This is a genomic window from Pseudomonas sp. GW821-FHT11D10 (genome assembly GCF_058808435.1).
Window position 1 is genome coordinate 847,370 of the sequence record NZ_JBXARR010000001.1, and the last position, 17,048, is coordinate 864,417.

13 protein-coding genes are annotated in these 17,048 nt (G+C 60.8%); 2 read left to right on the forward strand and 11 right to left on the reverse strand.

What is annotated here, in order from left to right; translation table 11 throughout:
• Window positions 1-66: 66 nt before the first annotated feature.
• Complete coding sequence (locus AC1RT4_RS04010) at window positions 67-1,176, forward strand: PilT/PilU family type 4a pilus ATPase (protein WP_493083678.1); 1,110 nt, start codon at window positions 67-69, stop codon at window positions 1,174-1,176.
• A gap of 6 nt (window positions 1,177-1,182) precedes the next feature.
• On the opposite strand, the gene AC1RT4_RS04015 is transcribed toward AC1RT4_RS04010, so the two are convergent.
• The 10 genes from AC1RT4_RS04015 to AC1RT4_RS04060 form a co-directional block, all read right to left on the reverse strand.
• Window positions 1,183-3,138, reverse strand: a complete 1,956-nt coding sequence (locus AC1RT4_RS04015; RefSeq protein WP_493083680.1) for an acetoacetate--CoA ligase — start codon at window positions 3,136-3,138, stop codon at window positions 1,183-1,185.
• Between the two features lie 63 nt (window positions 3,139-3,201).
• Window positions 3,202-3,975, reverse strand: a complete 774-nt coding sequence (gene hbdH, locus AC1RT4_RS04020; RefSeq protein ID WP_266200162.1) for a 3-hydroxybutyrate dehydrogenase — start codon at window positions 3,973-3,975, stop codon at window positions 3,202-3,204.
• 7 nt (window positions 3,976-3,982) lie between these two features.
• Complete coding sequence (locus AC1RT4_RS04025; RefSeq protein ID WP_493083683.1) at window positions 3,983-5,374, reverse strand: GntP family permease; 1,392 nt, start codon at window positions 5,372-5,374, stop codon at window positions 3,983-3,985.
• Between the two features lie 273 nt (window positions 5,375-5,647).
• Window positions 5,648-7,063: a sigma-54 interaction domain-containing protein gene (locus AC1RT4_RS04030; protein WP_493083685.1), complete on the reverse strand. Its 1,416-nt coding sequence runs from the start codon at window positions 7,061-7,063 to the stop codon at window positions 5,648-5,650.
• Between the two features lie 40 nt (window positions 7,064-7,103).
• On the reverse strand, window positions 7,104-8,678 hold the full coding sequence (locus AC1RT4_RS04035; RefSeq protein WP_007952057.1) for an ABC transporter ATP-binding protein: 1,575 nt from the start codon (window positions 8,676-8,678) through the stop codon (window positions 7,104-7,106).
• A gap of 13 nt (window positions 8,679-8,691) precedes the next feature.
• Window positions 8,692-9,714: an ABC transporter permease gene (locus AC1RT4_RS04040; protein WP_493083687.1), complete on the reverse strand. Its 1,023-nt coding sequence runs from the start codon at window positions 9,712-9,714 to the stop codon at window positions 8,692-8,694.
• The gene (locus tag AC1RT4_RS04045; protein WP_007952064.1) at window positions 9,714-10,775 is read right to left on the reverse strand and encodes a microcin C ABC transporter permease YejB; all 1,062 of its coding nucleotides are present in this window, start codon (window positions 10,773-10,775) and stop codon (window positions 9,714-9,716) included. Before AC1RT4_RS04045 ends, AC1RT4_RS04040 begins: the two co-directional genes overlap by 1 nt.
• A complete protein-coding gene (locus tag AC1RT4_RS04050; RefSeq protein WP_493083690.1) occupies window positions 10,775-12,643 on the reverse strand; it encodes an extracellular solute-binding protein in 1,869 nt (622 codons plus the stop codon). The genes AC1RT4_RS04045 and AC1RT4_RS04050 overlap by 1 nt, the downstream gene beginning before the upstream one ends.
• Window positions 12,644-12,777: 134 nt before the next feature.
• Entirely contained in the window at window positions 12,778-13,059 is a 282-nt protein-coding gene (locus AC1RT4_RS04055) for a peptidylprolyl isomerase (protein WP_007952068.1), read from the reverse strand.
• A 97-nt stretch (window positions 13,060-13,156) separates the two neighbouring features.
• On the reverse strand, window positions 13,157-14,026 hold the full coding sequence (locus tag AC1RT4_RS04060) for an esterase/lipase family protein (protein ID WP_493083692.1): 870 nt from the start codon (window positions 14,024-14,026) through the stop codon (window positions 13,157-13,159).
• Window positions 14,027-14,366: 340 nt separating this feature from the next.
• On the opposite strand from AC1RT4_RS04060, the gene AC1RT4_RS04065 reads away from it, so the two are divergent.
• The gene (locus tag AC1RT4_RS04065) at window positions 14,367-15,479 is read left to right on the forward strand and encodes a hypothetical protein (protein ID WP_493083694.1); all 1,113 of its coding nucleotides are present in this window, start codon (window positions 14,367-14,369) and stop codon (window positions 15,477-15,479) included.
• Window positions 15,480-15,542: 63 nt separating this feature from the next.
• On the opposite strand, the gene AC1RT4_RS04070 is transcribed toward AC1RT4_RS04065, so the two are convergent.
• On the reverse strand, window positions 15,543-16,619 hold the full coding sequence (locus AC1RT4_RS04070) for a 3-deoxy-7-phosphoheptulonate synthase (protein WP_493083695.1): 1,077 nt from the start codon (window positions 16,617-16,619) through the stop codon (window positions 15,543-15,545).
• Window positions 16,620-17,048: the final 429 nt, after the last annotated feature.

The window sequence follows — 17,048 nt, forward strand, 5'->3', positions numbered from 1 at the left end:
GTAAGGCCCGTCGCGTCACGACGCACGGTCTTAAGTTCATTGAAAGCTTCGCAGGTGCTTTTGGCCATGGAAATCGATGCACTGCTCAAACAACTGGCGAGCCGCCACGGTTCGGATCTGTTCCTGTCCACGGGCGCACCGCCCAGTGCGCGTTTCGACGGGGTGTTGACGCCCTTGAGCGATCAGCCGTTCAAACCCGGCGAAGTGGCGACCGTCGCCACCTCCCTGATGGACGCCGAGCAGCGCCGGGAGTTCGACCGGGATCTGGAAATGAACCTGGCGATTTCCCGCACCGGCATCGGCCGCTTCCGGGTCAATATCTTCAAACAGCGCAACGACGTGTCGATCGTGATCCGTAACGTCAAACTCGACATTCCCCGGTTCGAAGACCTGAAGCTACCGCCGATACTGCTCGAAACGGTGATGCTCAAGCAGGGCCTGATCCTGTTCGTCGGCGCCACCGACTCGGGCAAGTCCACGTCGCTGGCGGCGCTGATCGACCATCGCAATCGCCACAGCAGCGGGCACATCATCACCATCGAGGATCCGGTGGAATACATCCATCGTCACAAGAAATCGATCATCAACCAGCGCGAAGTCGGGGTCGATACCCGCAGCTTTCACGCTGCGCTGAAAAACACCCTGCGCCAAGCGCCGGACGTCGTACTGATCGGCGAAATCCGTGACCGCGAGACCATGGAACATGCGCTGGCCTTCGCCGAAACCGGGCATCTGGTGCTGTCGACATTGCACGCCAATAACGCCAATCAGGCGCTGGACCGGATCATCAATTTCTTTCCCGAAGAGCGCCGCCCGCAATTGCTGCATGCCTTGGGCAATCACCTCAAGGCATTTGTCTCCCAGCGTCTGGTACGAACCCGGGACGGTCAGCGACGGGCAGCCGCGGAGGTGATGCTCGGTACGCCGACGATTGCCGACCTGATCCGGCGCAATGACTTTGGCGAGCTGAAAACCATCATGGAGAAATCGGCGGAACTGGGCATGCAGACCTTTGACGCTGCACTGTTCGCGCTGGTGGCAGAAGGGGTGATCGATGAAGACGAGGCCCTGAAGAATGCAGACTCGGTAAACAACCTGCGTCTGCGTCTGAAGCTGCATGCCGACACCATGCCGTCCCCACCGCCCTCGACCGGCGAATGGGGACTGATGGACTGAACGGCATCAGTCGCGGAGTTCGACCCGATTGCGAAACTGCTCAAGCGCTTCAGGATTAGCCAGCGCATCGGTGTTTTTCACCGGTTCACCGTGCACCACATTGCGCACGGCAAGCTCCACCACTTTGCCGCTGATGGTGCGCGGAATGTCGGTGACCGCGACGATCTTCGCCGGTACATGGCGCGGTGTGGTGTTGGCGCGGACCACCTGGCGGATCTGCTGTTGCAGCGCGTCATCCAGCGCAACGCCGTCCTTGAGGCGCACGAACAGCACCACACGCACGTCGTCCTGCCACTGTTGGCCGATGGCGACGCTGTCCAGCACTTGCGGGACTTTCTCCACCTGACGATAGATTTCCGCCGTGCCGATGCGCACGCCGCCGGGGTTGAGCACGGCGTCGGAGCGGCCGTGAATCAGCATTCCGCCGTGAGGCAGTTGTTCGGCGTAGTCACCCTGGGCCCAGACGCCGGGGAACTGGCTGAAATAGGATTTGCGCAACTTCTCGCCGTCGGGATCGTTCCAGAGCCCGATGGGCATCGCCGGGAATGGTCGAGTGCATACCAACTCACCTTTTTCGCCGATCACCGGTTGCCCGGCGTCATTCCACACTTCCACCGCCATGGCCAGGCTCTTGCCCATGATCTCGCCCCGGCGGACCGCCGACATCGGGTTGCCGTTGACGAAGCAGGACACGATGTCCGTACCGCCGGACATCGAGGACAGGCACACGTCCGGTTTGAAGTCGAGGTAAACGAAGTCATAACTCTGCGGCGACAGCGCGGAGCCGGTGCAAAGCAGGGTTTTCAGGTGGCTCAGGTCGTAGCTTTCGCGCGGCTTGATGCCGCTGCTTTCCAGGGTCGCGAGGAATTTCGGGCTGGTGCCGAACACGCTGACTTGCTCGTCGTCGAGCAGCTCCAGCAATCGCTCGTTGTCCGGATAAAACGGTGAACCGTCATACAGCACCACCGCGCTGCCGACCGCCAGTGCCGAGACCAGCCAGTTCCACATCATCCAGCCGCAGGTGGTGTAGTAGAACAACCGGTCGCCGGGGCCCAGGTCGACATGCAGCCCGTGCTCCTTGGCGTGTTGCAGCAACACGCCGCCGGTGCTGTGAACGATGCATTTCGGCACCCCGGTGGTGCCGCTGGAATACAGCACGTACAGCGGATGATCGAACGGCACCGGGACGAATTGCGGCTCATCGCCCGGTTCATAGAAGTCGTCCCACAGCGTGACGTTGGCGGGCGTCCGGTAATCCGTGGCATGGGCGTGGGGGCGCGCATAAGGGACGATGATCAGCTGTTGCAAGGTTGGTAGTTGTTCGAGGATTTCGTTGATCTTGACGGTCTGGTCGATCTCTTTGCCGGCGTAACGGTAACCGGCGCAGGTGATCAGTACTTTCGGTTCGATCTGGCCGAAGCGGTCGATCACGCCGTGGGTGCCGAAGTCCGGCGACGAGCACGACCAGATCGCCCCGAGACTGGTGGTTGCCAGCATCGCGACGAGGGTTTGCCAGGTGTTGGGCATGCACGCTGCAACCCGGTCGCCGACCACGACGCCGGCGGCTTGCAGGCTGGCCTGGAACCCGGCGACCTGCTGGGCCAGTTCGGACCAGGTCAGCAGTTCACGCTGGCCGTTTTCCCCGATAGCGATCACGGCGATGGCATCGTCGCGGCGACTCAGCAGGTGTTCGGCAAAATTCAGGGTGGCGCCGGGAAACCACTCGGCGCCCGGCATTTTCAGGCCGCCACGCAGAACGGCGTCCGGTTGTGTGTGAAAACTGATACCGAAGAAATCCACGATCGCCTGCCAGAACGCTTCGCGCTGGTCGATGGACCATTGATGCAAGGCCGGGTAGTCGTCGAGCTTCAGGTGGTGGCGCTGATTGATGAAGCGCCGAAAGCCGTCCATGCGGGACCGGGCAATGCGTTTGGCATCGGGCTGCCAGAGAATGTCGGACATGGTTTGCCTCTTATTGTTTGTCAGAAAGCTCCCACGACAACGTGGGAGCGATCAGTTGCAAGCTTACTGCGCGAGCCACCCGCCATCGATGTTCCAGGCGGCGCCACGCACCTGGCTGCCGGCTTCGCTGCACAGAAACAGCACCAGCTCACCCAGATGCGCCGGGGTGACGAACTCCAGCGACGGCTGTTTCTCGGCCAGCAGATCGTGCTGCGCCTGCTGCGGATCGACGCCCTTGGCTGCGCGATCATCGATCTGCTTCTGCACCAGCGGCGTCAGCACCCAACCCGGGCAGATCGCGTTGCAGGTGACGTTGCTGGCGGCGGTTTCCAGGCCGACAACTTTGGTCAGGCCGATCACGCCATGCTTGGCCGCCACATACGCAGCTTTGCCGGTGGAACCGACCAGACCGTGCACCGAAGCGATGTTGATGATCCGCCCCCAACCCTTGGCGCGCATGCCCGGCAAACTCAGGCGAGTGCTGTGAAACACCGATGACAGGTTGATCGCGATGATCGAATCCCAGCGCTCCACCGGAAATTCTTCCACCGCCGCGACGTGCTGGATGCCGGCGTTGTTGACCAGAATGTCCACGCCGCCGAACTCGCGCTCGGCGTAGGCGATCATGTCGGCGATCTGCGCTGGGTCGCTGACGTCTGCCGGGTGATGGCCGACCTTGCCGCCGAACTGTTCGACTTCGGCGATCACCTTGGAGGCATCGCCAAAACCGTTGAGGATCAGGTTGGCGCCAGCCTTGGCCAGCGTCAGGGCGATGCCCAGCCCGATGCCGCTGGTGGAACCGGTAACCAGTGCGGTCTTGCCAGAAAGAGTCGTCATCAATACCTCACACAATGCCAGTGGCGTAGAAAGTGCCGATCACCACGAAAACCGCCAGGGTCTTGATCAGCGTAATACAGAAAATGTCCTTGTAGGCCTCACGGTGAGTCAGGCCGGTGACGGCGAGCAGGGTGATCACGGCGCCGTTGTGCGGCAGGGTGTCCATGCCGCCGCTGGCCATCGCGGCCACCCGGTGCAGCACTTCCAGCGGAATGTTGGCGGCGTGGGCGGCGCTGATGAATTGTTCGGACATCGCTGCCAGCGCTATGCTCATGCCGCCCGATGCGGAACCGGTGATACCGGCCAGCAGGGTCACGGTGATTGCTTCGTTGACCAGCGGATTGGGAATGTTTTTGAGCCAGTCGGCCAGCACCAGAAAACCCGGCAACGAGGCGATGACCGCGCCGAAACCGTATTCCGACGCGGTGTTCATCGCCGCCAGCAGTGCACCGCTGACTGCGCTTTTGCTGCCTTCGGCGAGCTTGCTTCTGATCGCTTTAAAACCGAATGCCAGCACCATCAGGATGCCCACCAGCAAAGCGGCTTGCACCGCCCAGATCGCGGTCAGTTTGGCGATCTCGGTGGTGACCGGCGCGGCCATGCCCGGCAGTGCGAGGCTGTGGGTCTTGCCGTACCACTGCGGAATCCATTGGGTAAACAGCAGGTTCATGATGCCCACCGCCAGCAGCGGCGACAGAGCGATCCATGGGTTCGGCAGTTTCAGGTCTTCGGCGGTTTCCGGTTCGTTGCGCAGTTCGGTGCCGTAGCCTTCGCCGGCACGCTGAGCCTTGTTGCGCTGGCGCTGAAGAAACAGCATGCCGGCGCAGAACACGAAAATCGTGCCGATCACGCCCAGCCACGGCGCTGCCCACGCGGTGGTGTTGAAGAAGGTGCTGGGGATGATGTTCTGGATCTGCGGCGTGCCGGGCAGGGCGTCCATGGTGAACGAGAACGCGCCGAGGGCGATGGTTGCCGGGATCAGGCGTTTGGGGATGTTGCTCTGGCGGAACATTTCCGCTGCGAACGGGTAGACCGCGAACACCACCACGAACAGCGAAACGCCGCCGTAGGTGAGCAGGGCGCAGACCAGCACGATCACCAGCATCGCCTGGCGGGTGCCGAGCAAGCGAATCGCTGCCGCGACGATCGAGCGGGAGAAACCCGACAGCTCGATCAACTTGCCGAACACCGCGCCGAGCAGGAACACGGGAAAGTAGAGTTTGATGAAGCCGACCATCTTCTCCATGAACACCCCGGTGAACGCGGGGGCGACGGCAGACGGGTCGGTGAGCAGGACGGCGCCGAGGGCGGCGATCGGGGCAAAAAGGATAACGCTGTAGCCACGGTAGGCCGCGAGCATCAGCAGCGCGAGGGCTGCCAAGGCGATGATCACACTCATGGTGTGCTCCTTCGATTGTTATTTTTGTGGGTGGAACGGGTGTGGGAAGGGCTATAGCGAGATCTGTGCCAGATGGTTAAGTTGTTGAAATAAAAGGAATTAATTTGATGTTTGGCGGTGGTTTTCGAGGTTTTGTCTCTGTTTTGAGACTTCTTTGGCTGTGAGGGCGCTTTCGCGGGCAAGCCCGCTCCCACAGTTGGACGCATTCCCCTGTGGGAGCGGGCTTGCTCGCGAAGCTTTTGATGTTGTCTCTCTATGGGGAATGGTGTCTCTCTATTGAGACTCTACGATCCCAAGCGCAATCATCTTCTTGTATAGCGTCGAGCGCCCCAGTCCCAGCCGCTCAGCCGCTTCAATCACCTTGCCCCCGCATTGCGCGAGGGTCGATTGAATTAGTTGCCGGTCAAACCGCTCGCGGGCCTGACTGAAGGTCTCGTGGGTTGCCGGCTCTGGTACAGGCGCCAGCGCTCGCTCAACCGGTGTAAACGTGCCAATCGCTGCACGAATGTCATCCGCCGTCAGCATCAAGTCGTCACTGAGCAGTGCTGCTCGCTCCAGCACGTTGCGCAACTCGCGGATATTCCCCGGCCAGGCATGCTGACCCAGCAACTCCAGCGCTTCGCGATTCAGCTCATGTTGACTGCGCAACTCCTCAAGAATCGCCTCACTGAGCGCCGGCAGATCATCCAGCCGTTCCCGCAGCGGCGGCACCTGAATCGGCAGCACGTTGAGCCGGTAGTACAAATCCGCGCGGAACTCGCCGCGCTTGATCGCCGCTTCCAGATCCGTCGATGTCGCGGCAATCACCCGCACATCGCTCTGGATCACGTCGTTGGACCCTACAGGCTCGAATTCCTTTTCCTGCAACACCCGCAGCAATTTGCTCTGCAGCGGCAACGGCATGTCGCCGATCTCGTCGAGAAACAGCGTCCCGCCCTGGGCGATCTGCAACTTGCCGGTGCGGCCCTTGCGATCGGCCCCGGTGAAAGCGCCCGGCGCGGTGCCGAAGAACTCGGCTTCAAGCAGCGCCTCGGGAATCGCCGCGCTGTTGATGCTGACGAACGCTTTGTGCGCCCGAGGCGAAGCGCCGTGGATCGCCTGGGCCAGCAATTCCTTGCCGCTGCCGGTTTCGCCCAGCAACAGAACCGGCGACTCGGCATTGGCGCTGCGACGGGCACGGCGTTTGACTTCCAGGCTCGCGGCGCTGGTGCCGATGAAGTGGGCGAAGTTGTATTTGGTCTGGCGGGCGCGCAGCAGCGAACGGGTGGAGGCAAGTTCCTCCTGCATGCTCAGGTAGCGCTTGAGCATCGGTGACAGCGTGCGCAATTCGTCGAACAGGGCAAAGCCGATGGCGCCGATCACCGCGCCTGCATCGTCATGGATCGGCAGGCGCATCACCACCAGTGGTTCTTTCGGAGTGTCCTGCATGTCCAGCAGAATCGGCCGCCCGGTGCGCACCACTTCGCGCAGCAGGCTGCCGGGGATCACACTTTCGCAAGGCTTGCCGATGGCCCCGGCGGCCGAGTCGAGCCCGAAGCGCCGGGCGTAGCGCTCGTTCATCCAGACGATGTTCGCGTCGCGGTCGACAATCACCGTACCTTCACTGGATTGCTCGATGATCTCGAACAACGAACGGATCGCCAGGGTGCGAACCCGTTGGTAATCCTTGAGGCTTTCGGTGGTGTTCATGGCGGCGTCCATTGGCGGAAGTCAGGTGGCGCGATTATGCCTATCCCGGATGCGCCGCCGCCAACAGCTCTTTGGTATAGGGATGCTGCGGTGAGTCGAACACATCATGACTGGCGCCGCTTTCGACCACCTTGCCGTCCTTGATCACGATCATGTCGTGGGCCAGCGCCCGCACCACGGCCAGGTCGTGGCTGATGAACAGGTATGTCAGGCCATGTTTTTCCTGAAGCTGGCGGAGCAGGGCGACCACCTGTTTCTGCACGGTGCGATCCAGTGCCGAAGTCGGCTCGTCAAGAAGGATCAGCGCCGGTTTGAGCACCAGTGCCCGGGCGATGGCAATCCGCTGACGCTGCCCACCGGAGAACTCATGGGGATAGCGATGGCGGCTTTCGGGGTCGAGGCCCACTTCCTTGAGCACGCGGATCACCTGGTCGTCGCACTCGTCGGCAGTGGACTGGCAATGCACCTCCAGCCCTTCGCTGATGATCTGCGCCACCGACATGCGCGGGCTGAGACTGCCGAACGGGTCCTGGAACACCACCTGCATCTGCCGGCGCCACGGCCGCATCTGCTTCTGGTCGAGACCGTCGAGTGCCGTGCCCTGGAAGCGAATGCTGCCCTTGGAGTCGAGCAGGCGCAGGATCGCCTGACCGAGGGTGGACTTGCCCGAACCGGACTCGCCGACGATGCCCAACGTCTTGCCGCGCTGGATGTTCAGGCTTATGCCGTCCACCGCGCGCAAGTACTGCTTGCGCTGGAACAGACCGCCGCCAACGGTGAAATCAACCCGCAGGTCATCGACTTCCAGCACGTTCTCGCGTTCGTCCCGGGGCAGCGCTTCGCCTTCCGGTTCAGCGTTGAGCAACACGCAGCTGTAAGGGTGTTTCGGCTCGGTGAACAGGGTTTCGCACGGCGCCTGCTCGACGATTTCCCCGGCCTTCATCACGCACACCCGTTGGGCGATGCTGCGCACCAGATTGAGGTCATGGCTGATCAGCAGCAGCGACATGCCCAGGCGCCGTTGCAGAGACTTGAGCAGCAACAGGATCTTGCGCTGCACGGTTACGTCGAGGGCGGTGGTCGGCTCGTCGGCGATCAGCAATTCAGGTTCGCAGGCCAGGGCCATCGCGATCATCACCCGTTGGCGCTGGCCGCCGGACAGCTGATGCGGATAAGCCTTCAGGCGTTCTTTCGGTTTCTGGATGCCCACCAGTTCGAGCAGTTCGAGGATCCGTGCCTGAGCTTCCTTGCCGCCTAGGCCACGGTGCAGCAACAGGGTTTCGCCGATCTGCTTTTCAATCGTGTGCAACGGATTGAGCGAGGTCATCGGCTCCTGGAAAATCATGGCGATGCGATTGCCCCGCAGGTCGCGCAGGGTCTTGGGATCGGCGCCGACCAGTTCCTGGCCACGATAGCGGATGCTGCCGGTGGTCCGGGCATCGCATTCGGGCAGCAGTTGCAGGATCGAATGGGCCGTCACCGACTTGCCCGAGCCCGACTCGCCGACCAGTGCCAGGCACTCGCCGGGGCGGATGTCCAGGCACAGGTTGCGTACAACGGTCTGGCCATGGAAGGCGACGCTGAGGTCACGGATTTCGATCAGGTTGTCAGTCATATCAAATATCCGTTCATGAGCGCGGGTCAAAGGCATCGCGCAACGCTTCGCCGATGAATACCAACAGGGAAAGAATCAGCGCCAGGGTGAAAAACGCGGTCAACCCGAGCCACGGCGCTTGCAGGTTCTGTTTGCCCTGACCGATCAGTTCGCCCAGCGACGCGCTGCCGGCGGGCATGCCGAAGCCGAGGAAATCCAGCGCAGTCAGGGTCGAAATCGCCCCGGTCAGAATGAAGGGCAGATAGCTCAGGGTCGCGTTCATCGCGTTGGGCAGGATGTGCCGGACAATCACCTTGCGATCGCTCAAGCCCAACGCCCGAGCAGCCTTGACGTACTCAAGATTGCGCCCGCGCAGAAACTCGGCGCGCACCACGTCCACCAGCGCCAGCCAGGAAAACAGCGCCATGATCCCCAGCAGCCACCAGAAGTTCGGCTCGACGAATCCCGAAAGGATGATCAGCAGGTAAAGCACCGGCAGTCCTGACCAGACCTCAAGCAGACGCTGGCCGAGCAGATCGACCCAGCCGCCGTAATAACCCTGCAGGGCGCCGGCCGCGATGCCGATCAGGGCGCTGACGAAGGTCAGCATCAGGGCGAACAGGATCGACACCCGGGCGCCGAAGATTACCCGAGCCAGTACGTCACGCGCCTGATCGTCGGTGCCCAGCCAGTTGACCGAAGTCGGCGGGCTCGGTGCCGGCTTGTTGAGGTCGTAGTTCGGGGTGTCGTCACTGAACGGAATCGGCGGAAACAGCAGCCAGCCACCGTCCTTGCGGATCAGCTTCTGCACGTAATCGCTGCGGTAATCGGCCTGGAACGGCAGTTGCCCGCCGAATTCCTGTTCGGTGTGGCGCTTGAACACCGGGAAATACCATTGGCCCTGATAACTGACGACCAATGGCTTGTCGTTGGCGATCAGTTCGCCGCCGAGGCTGAGCAGGAACAGGCCGATGAACAGCCACAGCGACCACCAGCCCCGGCGGTTTTTCTTGAAGCGTTCGAAACGGCGACGGCCCAGAGGCGAGAGCTTGAGCATCAGGCATTCCTCGCGGCGAAGTCGATGCGCGGGTCGACCAGCGTGTAGCACAGGTCGCCGATCAGTTTTATCAGAAGGCCGAACAGGGTGAAGATGAACAGCGAGCCAAACACCACCGGATAGTCACGGGACACGGCGGCTTCGTAACTCATGCGCCCCAGGCCGTCGAGGGAGAAGATCACCTCGATCAGCAACGAGCCGGCAAAGAACACGCTGATGAATGCCTGGGGAATGCCCGACACCACCAGCAGCATCGCGTTGCGAAATACATGTCCATAGAGCACCCGGTTTTCGCTCAGGCCTTTGGCACGAGCGGTAACCACGTATTGGCGGGTGATTTCATTGAGGAACGAGTTCTTGGTGAGGATGGTCAGGGTGGCGAAACCGCCGATCACCAGCGCCGTGACCGGCAGCACCAGATGCCAGAAGTAGTCGGTGATCTTGCCCAGCGTCGACAGGGATTCGAAGTTGTCGGACACCAGCCCGCGCACCGGGAACCAGTTCAGCGACGTGCCGCCGGCGAACACCACGATCAGGAACATCGCAAAAAGGAACGCCGGCATGGCGTAACCGATGATGATCGCCGTGCTGCTCCAGATATCGAAATGGCTGCCGTGGTGCACGGCTTTGCGGATGCCCAGCGGGATCGACACCAGATAAGTGATCAGCGTCGCCCACAGCCCGAGGGAAATGGTCACCGGCATCTTTTGCAGGATCAGGTCGGTGACTGTGGCGCCACGGAAGAAGCTCTTGCCGAAATCCAGCTGCGCATAGTTTTTGAGCATCAGCCACAGGCGCTCATGGGCGGGTTTGTCGAAGCCGTACTGTTTTTCGATGTCCTTGATCAGCTGCGGATCGAGGCCACGGCTGGCGCGGGACGTGCCGCTCATGGTCTCGCTCGCGCCGCCGCCGACACTGGCGCCGCCGATTCCCTGCAAGTGGGCGATGGCCTGTTCCACCGGACCACCCGGCGCGGCCTGGATGATCACGAAATTGACCAGCAGAATGATCACCAGCGTCGGGATGATCAGCAGCAGGCGCCGCAGTATGTAAGCCCACATCAGTGTGGCCCTCCGGGTCTGCCACGGCTGATTTTCTCGGCCGTCATCTGCTGGTTGGTCAGCGGCGTGCTGCTGATTTCCCACCAGCTCTCGATCGCTTCGTCATTGCTCGCCTGCACGGTGGGAATGCCGAAGCGGTTCCACCACACGGTCGACGTGCCCGGCGGGTAATAGTTGGGAATCCAGTAGTAGTTCCATTGCAGCACCCGATCCAGCGCATGGGCATAACGCAACATGTCGGCCTGGGTCGAGGCGCGGATCAGGCCGTTGATCAAGGTGTCGACCGCCGGGTTCTTCAGCACCATGTAATTGTTGGCGCCGGGATCGTTGGCCGACGCCGAACCGAAGTAGTTCAACAGTTCGCCACCGGGGGAGGTGGTGACCGGGTAACCGGTGACAATCATGTCGTAGTCACGACTCATCAGGCGATTGACGTACTGCGAGGAATCGATGCGGCGGATGTCGAGGTTGATGCCGATCTGCTTCAGCGTGCGCTTGTAAGGCAGCAGCAGACGGTCCATGCCGTTCTGGCTGACCAGGAAGGTGAAGCTCAGCGGCTCGCCACGGTCGTTGACCAACTGATCGCCATCGGGTTTCCAGCCGGCCTGTTCCAGCAGCTCCAGCGCTTGCAGTTGCTTGTCGCGGATGATGCCGCTGCCATCGGTCTTCGGCGCTTCGAAGACCTGGCTGAACACCTCGTCGGGAATCTGTCCGCGCAAGGGTTCTAAAATCTTCAGTTCGGCGGCATCCGGCAGCTTGCGGGCGGCCAGATCACTGTTGGAAAAGTAACTCTGCTGGCGGATGTACATGTTGCGCATCATCTGCCGGTTGCTCCATTCGAAATCCCAGAGCATGGCCAGTGCCTGGCGAACGCGGCGATCCTGGAATATCGGCTTTTGCAGGTTGAACACGAAACCCTGGGCCGACTGCGGCGCCTCGGTGGCCAGATGAGCCTTTTGCAGACGACCGTCGCTCAGGGCCGGGCTCTCGTAACCGATGGAATAGCCGGTGGCCGAAAACTCACGGTTGTAATCGTAGGCGCCGCCGCGCAGGACCTGGCGGGCGACATCGGTGTCGCCGAAGTACTCGATGCTGAAGTGATCGAAGTTGTACAGGCCACGGCTGACCGGCAGGTCCTTGCCCCACCAGTCGGGATTGCGTTCAAAGGTAATGCTGCGCCCGGAGTCGACCTTGCCGACCCGATACGGGCCGCTGCCCAGCGGCGGTTCGTAGCCGCCACCACCGGCGAAATCACGGGTTTTCCACCAATGCTCGGGAAACACCGGCAGGGTCGCGATGTCCAGCGGCAAGGTGCGGTTTTCGTTGCTCTTGAAATCAAAGCGTACGGTAAGCGGGGCTTCCACTTCGACGCCTTTGACGTCGGCGAACTGGGTGCGATAACGCAGGCTGCCCTGGGTCATCAGCAAGTCATAGGTGTAGCGCACGTCTTCGGCGGTGATCGGCTTGCCATCGGCGAAGCGGGCCTTGGGATTGATAAAGAAGCGCAACGACAGGCCGTCATCCGAGCGCTCCATTTTCTGCGCCACGAGGCCGTAAACGGTGTAGGGCTCGTCGAGCGAACGCTGGGCCAGCGGGGAGTACAGCAGGCCATCGATCTGGCTCACGCCGATGCCTTTGTCGATATACGGCAGGACATGGTCGAAGTGGCCGATCTCGATGGCCGAGCGGCGCATCGTCCCGCCCTTGGGCGCCCGGACGTTGGTGTAATCGAAGTGACTAAAACCGGGCGGGTACTTTGCCGGTTCGCCATAGACGGTCATCGCATGCTGGGGTGCGGCGTCCACACCGGTGATCCCAAGCAGCAGGGTCACGGCAGTGAACATCAATGTCGGGAAAGCCAGTCGCATTGTCAGCCTTAAAGCCGGGTAATCGATAAGCGCAATTTGTACGCGAGCGGCGCGCCGTTCGCCAGCGGTGTGGTGTAACCAAAACAAAACGGCCCGCCATCAGGCGGGCCGTTGCACAGCAGGTCGGGCTGAAATCAGTCCTGACGGCTGGTGACTTCCAGCAGGTGGTAGCCGAACTGGGTCTTCACCGGGCCTTGCACGACGTTGATCGGCGCGCTGAATACCACGGTGTCGAATTCCTTGACCATCTGGCCAGGACCGAACGAACCCAGGTCGCCGCCCTGACGGCTGGACGGGCAGGTGGAGTTGGCCTTGGCCACTTCGGCGAAATCAGCGCCACCTTCGATCTGGGCCTTGAGTTCGTTGCACTTGGCTTCGCTGGAAACCAGGATGTGGCGGGCAGTGGCTTTAGCCATGGGGAAACTCTCCAATCAAATCAGTAAAGGGGGGAGCCTACCGGATTCAGTGGCCGATTTCTCGCCAAAGTTCCATTCGCTCGTCTGATGCCGGTCGCTAGAGATTAGCTGCTTGCAAACGCAGAGCATGCTTCACGTAAAGTTCGATCGAGTCGTTCGCCATGGCGCGCTGTCCAGTCGTTCGTCGCAGAGTGCGCAAATGGTCGAGTGGGTAATCTGAACGGATCACCGTACCCAGGTGAGAGCTGAAGCGACCGACAAAACCGTCGTTCTGCGCGGGCTCTGTAATGAAGTATTCGGACAGGGCGCTGCAGATATCCTGTACCGGGTCGAGTGTCGGCCCGTCAAACTTCGGTACGACGCCGCTCCACGAGTAATAGTGAACGCCATTGACACACTCGGCACCTTGACCGCCCCAGGCGTGTGGCAGGCCCTGCGGGTACTTGTCATTAAAGTTGCAGACCCCTTCCGTCGTCAGCGCACCCAGCGCAGCCAATGCGCTGTGTGGCAACGGCGTGCGCCCGCTGAGCAGGGACAGGAAGTCTGCAAACCGTGTCGCCACATTCTGGGCCACGATCTCCGGCAGTCTTCCTGGTATTAGCGCCTTGATCAGGAAGTCGGCCAGTTCCGAACCGTGGTTTGGCCCGCTGACCGACGTAACAGAAGCAACGCTGTGTGGGGCAAGCGCTGCAGCGTAGCGTGCCGTGAGTGCGCCCTGACTGTGACCGATCAGGTTGACTTTGGTCGCGCCTGTGCCCCTAAGCACGGAGCCGATTTGCGACAGCAGCTGCTCCCCGCGAACTTCATTGTCATGGATGGCTGACAGATGAGGCACAAATACCTGCACGCCGACCGCCTTGAGCGCCTGCTTGACATCATGGAACAGTTCGAAAGGGCCAATGCGCTCGAATCCGAACAGGCCATGCACCAGTAGAACGGGATGATTGGTTGTCGCATTTAGTAGCATTTTTCGTCCTTGATCGCAGAAGATCGTCGATGTTGTCTGCGTGCCACTCTAAAACAGTCGTGAGGCTTGGGATGCCTGAAGATTCGCCCTCATGCGTTGGAAACTCGATCAATGTGTGTGTGAATTTTCGCTTCTGTATGAAATCCACTTCGGAACATTTGGAAAGCTTTCGCCTCGTTGAAAGTATTTTTTCTTTCTTTGCCTACTTCCTTTGGTGCATTCGGCTCGGGCTTGAAACGTGATGAGCTGACATCGGGTCGATGATGAAACGCTTTAAATGGAGACTGTTCGACACAGCGCTCAGGCGACGTGTCATTTCCAGGGAGTGGAGAGGCGACTGATGAAAGATGCACAAACTGCGGTTTTGCAAGAAAAGGACATATGGATGGAGGGTGAGGGCATTCGGTCGCTCGGGTTGTGTCGGGAGGATGGTCGGGCTCTGCCGTTGCCGGCTCCCGCACTGGATTCCATTACAGGGTCGGTCGTTGACCCGTCATTGAGCAGGGTTGTCGTCAGGATTGCGCCCTGGCCTGGAATGGCGTGCGGGGACAGGGTGGTTTTGAACTGGCATGGTCTCGATGTACAGGGTTTGCCGTATCGCCACGACATTTCGCGATCCGTCAGTGAAGGGCAATTGGGCAAGGATATCGTTCTGACCGTACGGGACGCTCACATCGCTGCGCTGGACGGGGGCACTCTCGAAGTCTTCTGGACATTGACCAGCGTCACGAGATCGGAGCCCGTCACTTCATTACGTATACAGCTGGACGTTGGGGACGTCCGTTACAGTCTGTTGCCAGCCCTCGTCGAGGATGCCGTCGGAGGCAGTCTCGATCCGGCTCGCGTGCCCGACGGAACGACTGCCATCCTTCAACCTTATTCCGGCATGAATGCAGGCGATCGGGTGCAGTTGATCTGGCAGGGGCCTTCACCGGAGGCATCGTTTCGAGACATTCTTATCGTTGAGTTCTTTGCTGTTGGTCAGCCTATGGTATTCGGCATCGCTCCTGAATTCATCGCCCCGCATCTGGGGGGCGAGGTGGTGATTCGCTACCGTATCGAGCAGAAGAACGGCGCCGTACACGAGTCAGGTGTTACGCGAGTCTGCATTGCTCCATTGGTGCGAAGTGAGCTGCCGGCTCCTCAGGTGCTTGAAGCGGATGACGGGGTGCTCAATGTGCAGGATGCCATCGATGGTGTCAGCGTGTTGATCAGTGATGCGCGAGTCGAGGAAGGCGAGCTGGTTTATCTCAAGTGCGACGGCGAGTCGTTTTTTCACCGTGACGACCGGGAAATCATCAGCGGGATGGCCATGCAGTCTTTGGTGTTCATCGTGCCTTATCGGTTCTGGCGCGAGCACGTTAATACCGTCGTGCGGCTATCCTACTCGGTCGAGCGGCTGGACGACGTCAGTCAGCAGTCCGAGGTGATGTTGCTCCAAGTGCAGGCGTGATCATCTGTTGTAAACACTGCACCGCCCTCCGCGAGAAAGCGCAGCGGAGGGCGGTGTTCACTGTCAGGCCGAGGCCTGTTTTCGCATGCGATGCGCTGCGTCCAGCAGCAACTGCCTGGTGGAATCGAACCCGAGGCAGGCATCGGTAACCGAAACTCCGTACCGAAGCGACTCGCTCAACGGCTGGCATCCTTCAAACAGGTGCGACTCAAGCATCATGCCGACCAGCGCGCGGTCGCCCTTCAAGCGTTGCTCCAGCACATCGTTGAACACACCTGGTTGCCGCAGTGGGTCCTTGCCACTGTTGGCATGGCTGCAATCGACCATGATCCGGCTCGGAATTTTCAGGCGGTTCAACTCGGCGTTGATTCCGGAAACGCTTTCGCGGTCGTAGTTCGGCCCTTTGTGACCGCCACGCAGCACCAGGTGGGTGTCCGGGTTGCCCGGGGTCTGGATGATCGCCGGGTGGCCCTGGCTGTCGACGCCGAAGTGGCGATGGGGATGTGCTGCCGAACGCATCGCGTCAACGGCGACGGTCACACCGCCATCGGTGCCGTTCTTGAAGCCGACCGGCATGCTCAGTCCACTGGCCATTTCCCGGTGGATCTGGGATTCGGTCGTGCGGGCGCCAATGGCGACCCAGCTCAGCAAGTCATCGAAGTACCCGGCAGCCATGGGCTGCAGCAGTTCGGTGGCAATCGGGAGCCCGAGGCGGATCATTTCCAGCATCAGTTCGCGCGACAGCGTGAGGCCGGCAGCCATGTCGTCGCTGCCATTCAAATGAGGGTCGTAGGCAAGGCCTTTCCAGCCGACGGTGGTGCGAGGTTTTTCGACGTAGGCACGCATCACGAGCAGCATGTCATCACGGACTTCTTCAGCCAGACGCGAAAGTTTGCTGGCGTATTCGAGCGCGGACTCGGGGTCGTGAATCGAGCAAGGGCCGACGATAACCAGCAAGCGCGGGTCATGGCCATCAAGAATCGCACGGACCGCCTGGCGGTGGGCGACGACTTGCTGGTTCAGCGCATTGCTCAGGGGCAATTGCTGTTTGAGTTGCAGCGAACTCGGCAGACGCAGGGTCAATGCTTCGTTGGCAGGGTTCAGGGTGGACAGTGGCAGAGCAGAAACGGACGAGTTCATATTCGGTCTTCCTGGGCGGATGGCGGGGGCTTCCCGCTCACTCGGCCCTACTGGGGTGTTCGACAATTGGCCGGACTGGCTACGTGTGTTGGCTTGCCACCTGTGGGTGACCGATCGGAGGCGGCAGGCTGTCCCGAGCGGAGGCTGGTAAATCGCCAGGCGGTAAAACTGTCGTAACGGTAATAAGTGGCGTAGTTCATTGGTTGAATCCTCAAAGTGTCTGGTGTGTTGCTGAAAAAAGTTCGGGCCTGAAAAAAACAAAACCCCCGGTCGGGAGGCCGACCGGGGGTTGAGAAATCTCTGGTAGGCGACCCGTTCAAATGGGCGCCGGTTGGGTATCAGGCGCGCCAGTGGCTAAACCAATACCCAAAATAAAAGCTTGCAGGAGCAGCGCAGACGCCATTCACCCGGGCAGCCGCAACCGAGCGC